This window comes from Nocardiopsis halotolerans DSM 44410, from assembly GCF_000341065.1.
GTDB lineage: Bacteria > Actinomycetota > Actinomycetes > Streptosporangiales > Streptosporangiaceae > Nocardiopsis > Nocardiopsis halotolerans.
Genome location: NZ_ANAX01000085.1, coordinates 25,676 through 31,367 on the forward strand (window position 1 = coordinate 25,676; position 5,692 = coordinate 31,367).

Consider the following 5,692-nt stretch of genomic DNA (forward strand, 5'->3'; position numbering starts at 1 on the left):
CCCGGGGTCGTGGTCGGCGACCGGCACGGACAGTCGGAGAAGTGGGAACTGCGCCTCGTGCTCTCCGACGGGACCGCGTACACCGTGGGTCGTCACCTGACCGGTGTGGCGGGGTACAAGAAGATCATCCGGTACCCGGCCCAGAAGGTGGAGAGGGACGACGGGAGCGGCTCGCGGGTGCGGCCCTACTACACGGTCAACGACCGCCTGGGGCTGGTGACGGCGCCGCTGGCGCCGACCCTGGAGGTGGACGGCGTACGGGTGCGCCCGGCCGGGTACCGCGGGCGTCGGCTGCGGTTCGAGGTGAACCTGGCCTCCCCGCTCCCGGAGGACGCGGAGTACGCGGTGGAGGTGGTGCGCGGCACCGACGCGGGTCAGCGCTTCCCGCTCCGCGTCACCGAGGACGGTCGCTCCAAGGGCCGGGGCGGACGCCTGGTGGGCAGCCTGCCGCTGCTGTCGGGGACACAGCACGCGGGGAACGGCGCGATCCGGGCGACGTGGCAGCTGCGCCTGCTGGCGGGGCCCGCGGGGGCTCTGGGGCGTCTGGGCGCCACGACGGTCTCGGACCGCACCTCACGCCGCTGGAACCGCGGACCGTACGTGCGTTCGGCGACCGTGACGCCCATGGGCTCCGGTGACCTGGAGGTCACCGTCGCCGACGTCCACGCGTGGGGGGTCCTCCGGCGGCGGCTGCGCTGACGGTTCGCCGCGCACCCCGTCTCCCGCGGCCTTCAACCGTCGTGTTCCACGCGCGGTTCCCTCCGCCCGGTGCGGATCATGCGCTGGGCGAGGCTGAGCCGGTCCAGCAGCCAGTCGGGCAGGTGGTCCGCGCCGCGCGGGAAGTACTGGATGTCCTGGTGGAAGCTGCGGGGATCCGGGGCGAAGTCGAACTCGGGCGGGGCGTCGTGGTCGAAGTGCGCCCCGATCTCCCGGGACTCCTGCACCGAGAGCCGGGCGGTGAACCACGTTCCCTTCCCGGGCTGGTACATCCCGGTGCGCAACCGGTCCAGCAGGCGTCCGACCTCGGGCAGGAGCAGGTCCCACTCGGTGCCGCCGTCCGCTCTGCGCACGGTCACCCGTGAGGAGGACACTCCGACGAGTCCCCTGTAGTCGATGACGACCTCCGTCCACTGGCCGTGGACCGCGTCGAGTGTGCGGTCCACGATCTCCTGGACGGTGTCCATCATCTCCTCGGGGGTCATGTCCCCCGGTGAGATCCGCGTCCGCGACGCGGGCCGCGAGGCCGTGAGTAGACTCCAGGGGGACGCGTTCTCCGGAGTCTCGGGCACGCGGTCCCCCTCCAGCCTCTCCCGCAGCCACGCGGGGACGTTCTCCTCGTCGCGCGGGAAGTGCTCCAGGTCGAGCAGGTAGCTGGCGTCGTCCCGGGGTTCGTCGAAGTGGGGCTCGTTCTCGTAGTCGTAGCGGACGCGGTAACTCGCGGGCCGCTCGATCTCGTAGTAGGCCGTGTACCAGGTGCCCGTCCCCGCCGCGTACATCCCCGAGCGCATCTCCCGCAGCCGTTCCAGGGCGGACAGCGGCGGGACCCCGTCGGTGTTCCGTCCCTCCTCGAACATCACCTCGAAGTGGGCCGTCTCGCAGGCGCCCAGTCCCGAGTACACGAGCCGGAGCTTGACCCAGCCGTCGGGTGCCGCCCGGAGCAGGTCCGTCCCGATTCTGCGGAGGGTCTCGTCCTGTTCGACGGGGGTCATCGCTTTACGGGCGCTCATGTCCTCGCCTTCGCTTGGTCTGGGGCAGATGGTCGAACGCCCGGCCGCGAACCGCGGCTCGGCACGCGCCGGACAGGGTCCATCCTCCAGTGTGGAACCCGTTTCGGGCCCCACACTCGCCAGAAACACGCGGGACAATTCCCACGAAGTCACACGGACGCGCGGCCCGGCGCGGACGGGGCTCCCGCCCGGCGAGACCGCCGTTCCGTACACGAGCAGGGCGAACGTCCCCGACGCCTCCCCGGGGAGGCGTGGGCCGTCCACAGGCCCTACCGCTTCGCGACATGCCCGGATAAGCTGCGCTCATCGGGGTGTTGTCCGGACGTGGTCGCCCGATCACCACGCGCGACGCCCTCCCCGAACCCGACGATCCCCGTTCCCCTCCTCCCCGGGAACGGTCCCCTCCCCCCACGGAAGAGGCATGGGACTGCGACGGACCCTCCCCCGCACGGCTCCCCGACCGGGGCGGCGCCTGCTCGGCCGCGACGACGACGGACAGGCCAACGTCCTGCTCCTGTTCGGACTCACCCTGGCGCTGCTCGCGCTGACCCTGCTGTTCGTGCGGGTCGGCGCCGCCAACGACCAGCGCTCGCGGACCCAGACCGCGGCCGACGCCGCCGCCCTGGCCGCGGTGAGCGCCCTCCAGGAGCAGGCCGCGCGGGACATCGTCAACGACGTGTACCCCATGCCGTGGTTCGACGAGGGGGTCGCCAGGGAGCGCGCGGAGGAGTACGCCCGGGCCAACGGGGCGGTCCTGACCGACATCCGCGCCAGCGACAACGTCATGGGGCGCAGCGGAAACATCGTGCGGGTGGAGGTGCGCGGCGCCGTGTGCCAGCGGGAGCTGGAGGAGGACGGCTCCCGGCACTGGAACGACGTGGTCTGCGACGGCTCCGAGGAGGAGACCGACACCGTGGTCGGCAACGCGTCGGCCATCGCCATCGTCCAGATCCCGCACCAGTGCGGACGTGACGACGGCCAGCTGGTCTGCGACGGCGGGGTCGTGGCGGACTTCGAGTCCGCCAAACGCCTGATCGAGGTGCACCTGGTCGACCAGGAGGGCCGTTACGGTTTCGACCCGCAGTTCGTCGGAGGGGGCGGAGCGACCGTGGCCTGTGCCTCCCTCGGAGCGCTGCACCCGACCATGTGCGCCGTGCACGAGCGCCTCCAGCAGGAGTTCCCCGGCTTCTACCTCTCCGCCGGCGGCCGGCGCGACGAACCGGGCAGCGACCACCACACCGGCGAGGCCGTGGACTACATGATGGCGGAGCTGGGCGGTGTTCCCACGCCCCAGATGCACCAGACGGCCGTCACGGTGATCAACTGGGTGATCCAGAACTCCCACCGGCTCGGGGTCAAGGGCGTCATCTACGAGCAGCACATCTGGAACGCGACCCGCGGGGACCCGGTGGGGCCGTGGGCGAGCGTACGGCGCCCCATGGAGGACCGAGGCAGCAACACCCAGAACCACGTCGACCACATCCACCTGGCGGCGGGCGACGGTTCCATGCAGTGAGCCGTCCACGGGGTCCGCGGAGAGTTGTCCACAGGTCCCGGAAGGACCTTGTCCCGGCCTCCCCCTCCCCCGAACCTGGATACATGACAGTCCGTGAGGAAACCCTTCCCGACCGTTCCCTCCTCCTGCGCACCCTCCTTCCGATCGTCGGCCCGCTCTCCTCCGAGGCGGTCGTCTGCGACGTCACCGCCTCCTACGTGTGGGGCGTGGACCTGCACCCGGCGGGCACCCGGGCCACGCGCACCCGCCCGCACGTGGCGGTCCCGAGGGGAGTGCGCACCTCCGGCGTGCCGGTCGTCACCCACCACGAGCCGGTTCCCACCGGGGACCGCACCGAGGTGGAGGGCGTGCGGCTCACCACGCCGGTGCGCACCGCCGCCGACGTGGCGGCACGCGCCCCCTCGGTGTTCATGGCCACGGCCCGTCTCGACGCCTTCCTCTCCCGCGGACTGGTCACGAGGGCCGACCTGGTCCACGCCACCCGCCGGCCCCGCTCCCAGCGTCAGCTGCGGCGTCTGCGGACCGCGCTGCGCTACTCCTCGGAGTTGAGCCAGTCACCGGCCGAGTCGTGGACCCGGGTGCTGGTCCTGGAGGCACACCTGCCGCCGCCCGTCCCCCAGTGTCCGGTCGCCACCGACGAGGGACTGTTCCACGCCGACCTGGGCTGGCCGGACCAGCGGGTGGCGCTGGAGTACGACAGCATGGAGTTCCACTCCTCCACGGTGGCCCTGGCCAGCGACCGGGTCCGGTACGCGGCCATGCGGGCCCAGGGCTGGGAGGTGATCTCGGCCAGCGTGCACGACCTCCAGCTCCGCCCCGGACGGTTACTGCGCCGCGTCCTGCACACGCTCTCCCGGCAGGGTTGGGTGTGTCCCGCCGACCACCTCGGCCGTGTCCGGGAACGCGTGCGCGCCTACGAACTGGATCCGCCCCGGCTGTTCGATCCCCGTCCGAGGTGACGGTCGGCCCCGGCCGCGACGCCACCCTCCACCGACCCGGACCGGCCGCTTCCCACGGCCGGTGACGCCCACCGGAGCGCCTGAAGCGACGACTCCGCGAGACCACCTGCTCCACGACGCCTTCCATGGCGATGTCAGCCGGACTTCCATGGGGCCGCCGAGCCCACGAAACCCGCCGTGGCGACGCCAGAGCCGGGTTCTCGGTCCCGCCGTCCCCGTATCGCGGAAACGGCCGACGACGGACGCGGTACCCGACGCGTCCGGAGAGAACACGATCCGACCGACAGACGGCCCGAGACGCGGGCACCGAGCCCGGAGGTGAACCCGTGGACCGGGGCGGCACCCTGCTGGAGTACGCGGCGCTCCTCCTCGTCGTGCTGTCCCTGCTCGTGGCGGCCACCGCGCACGGGCTTCCGGGGCGCCTCCCGGAGGAGCTGCGCGGCGCCGTGCACCGGGCTCTGGGAGAGGTCGGCGGCGGGGGTCCCCCCGGGGACCACGGCGCCCACGATGACGGTGACACGGACACAAACGCCGATAACGGCGGGGCCGCAACCGGCCACGAACTTTCTCCGGGCGGTGACTGGAGAGGGGATTCCGCGGCCGCGGCGGAGGCGGTCCTGCGCTGCGCACGGGTCGGGGTCGTCCCCGATCCGGTGGCCCGCGTGGACTGCGCGCTGGCTCTTCTGGGCCTGCTGGACTCCCAGGTCCTGGAGGCCACCATCCTGCGGCTGGAAGGCGATGAACTGTACGAACTCTTCCTCAGCCAGTCCTTCACCGCGACCGCCGCCGCCCGGGCGGCGGTCCTGGTGCTGTGGCGGCACGCCTCCGAGGAGGTGCTGCGACGGCTGGCCCGGACCCGCACCTTCGGCTTCCTCGCACCGTTCCTGGAGTCGCCCCAGGGCGACTGGGTCCTCACCTTCGTCGATGTCGGCGGCGATCACGTGCGTGCGACCATCGAACGGAACCCTGTGTCACCGCGTCGTATCTCCCGTCACCCTCCGGTGCCAGCCGAAGACGATCCGCACGCACCCGCGATCCGTGTCCGGTCGCGCGACGATCCGCAGAAACGAGGCCCAGGCCGTGTCGATGTCGTCGATGCCGCACACCTCCGACCCTGACACCCCCGACGACCAGCCCACCGGGGGACGGCCGAACTGGCTGCTCTCCGTCCTCATGGTGCTGGTCTGCCTGGGCGTGGTCGCCAGCGGGTGGGGTGTGGCCCGGATCGCCATGGGCGACTCCCCGCGTCCGCTCGACGTCGCGGAGGGGCCCTCGGCCCCGCCTCCGGAGAGCGGTTCCTCCCCGGCCGAGGTCGACCCCGAGGACGCCGAGGCCTACGTCGCCCTCGCGGTGGAACTCGTGGCGGCCTCCTCGGCGTTCCACATCACCTTCACCGTGGACGACGGAGAGTCCGGTCCGCTGGAAGCGGCGGGTCCGGACTCCGGCGGCGGGCAGGCCCCCGCGGCCATGGCCGCGGCCCGTCCCGCGGC

General features: G+C 72.4%; 5 protein-coding genes (1 of these 5 only partly in view). 4 read left to right on the forward strand and 1 reads right to left on the reverse strand.

What is annotated here, in order from left to right; all coding sequences use genetic code 11:
- Positions 1-699, forward strand: partial view of a glycosyltransferase family 4 protein gene (locus tag D455_RS0106710; protein ID WP_017569984.1) — the 3' portion only. The gene continues 1,731 nt to the left of window position 1, outside the view; only the last 699 of its 2,430 coding nucleotides appear in the window; its start codon lies off the left edge, out of view; the stop codon is at positions 697-699.
- 32 nt (positions 700-731) lie between these two features.
- Here D455_RS0106710 and D455_RS32085 read toward each other — a convergent pair whose 3' ends face one another.
- Positions 732-1,727: a hypothetical protein gene (locus tag D455_RS32085; RefSeq protein ID WP_152487018.1), complete on the reverse strand. Its 996-nt coding sequence runs from the start codon at positions 1,725-1,727 to the stop codon at positions 732-734.
- Positions 1,728-2,148: 421 nt separating this feature from the next.
- Here D455_RS32085 and D455_RS0106720 point away from each other — a divergent pair, with 421 nt between their 5' ends.
- The 3 genes from D455_RS0106720 to D455_RS0106730 all read left to right on the forward strand — a co-directional run bounded on the left by D455_RS0106720 (position 2,149) and on the right by D455_RS0106730 (position 5,320).
- The gene (locus tag D455_RS0106720; RefSeq protein WP_017569985.1) at positions 2,149-3,243 is read left to right on the forward strand and encodes a pilus assembly protein TadG-related protein; all 1,095 of its coding nucleotides are present in this window, start codon (positions 2,149-2,151) and stop codon (positions 3,241-3,243) included.
- Positions 3,244-3,326: 83 nt separating this feature from the next.
- Positions 3,327-4,202: a hypothetical protein gene (locus D455_RS0106725; protein WP_017569986.1), complete on the forward strand. Its 876-nt coding sequence runs from the start codon at positions 3,327-3,329 to the stop codon at positions 4,200-4,202.
- A 326-nt stretch (positions 4,203-4,528) separates the two neighbouring features.
- On the forward strand, positions 4,529-5,320 hold the full coding sequence (locus tag D455_RS0106730; RefSeq protein ID WP_017569987.1) for a hypothetical protein: 792 nt from the start codon (positions 4,529-4,531) through the stop codon (positions 5,318-5,320).
- Positions 5,321-5,692: the final 372 nt, after the last annotated feature.

What these genes read in the sequence shown, in the direction of transcription:
- D455_RS32085 (WP_152487018.1), bottom strand. Translation starts at nt 1,727, where the DNA reads ATGAGCGCCCGTAAAGCGATGACCCCCGTCGAACAGGACGAGACCCTC.
- D455_RS0106720 (WP_017569985.1), top strand. Translation starts at nt 2,149, where the DNA reads ATGGGACTGCGACGGACCCTCCCCCGCACGGCTCCCCGACCGGGGCGG.
- D455_RS0106725 (WP_017569986.1), top strand. Translation starts at nt 3,327, where the DNA reads ATGACAGTCCGTGAGGAAACCCTTCCCGACCGTTCCCTCCTCCTGCGC.